The sequence below is a fragment of the Acinetobacter sp. LMB-5 genome (genome assembly GCF_001541635.1).
Taxonomy (GTDB): Bacteria; Pseudomonadota; Gammaproteobacteria; order Pseudomonadales; family Moraxellaceae; genus Acinetobacter; species Acinetobacter pittii.
Genome location: NZ_LRDR01000118.1, coordinates 1 through 326 on the forward strand (window position 1 = coordinate 1; position 326 = coordinate 326).

Annotated in this window: 1 protein-coding gene; it reads left to right on the top strand. The window is 44.5% G+C overall.

The features are described from left to right. The coding region (locus AW165_RS18770) for a DNA-methyltransferase (RefSeq protein WP_212823960.1) at window positions 1–326 on the top strand (326 nt) is incomplete at both ends.

The following is a 326-nucleotide window of genomic DNA, read 5'->3' on the forward strand; positions in this document are numbered from 1 at the left end:
CACAAACACACACTACACAACGAACAGTTGACTCTTGTTAATACTGATTGCTTGCAGCACCTTAAAACCCTTGACGACAACTCTGTCGATCTCATTCTTACCGACCCACCATATTTTCGAATCAAAGCCAATGCATGGGATAACCAATGGCCAGATGTCGAAAGCTTTCTTGCATGGCTTGATGAAGTGTTGGTGGAGTTCTGGCGTGTACTAAAACCTAACGGCAGCTTGTACCTGTTCTGTGGTTCGACGCTCGCTGCAGATACAGAAATCTTAATGCGTTCTCGATTCGAAGTGCTTAATCACATTATTTGGGCTAAGCCATC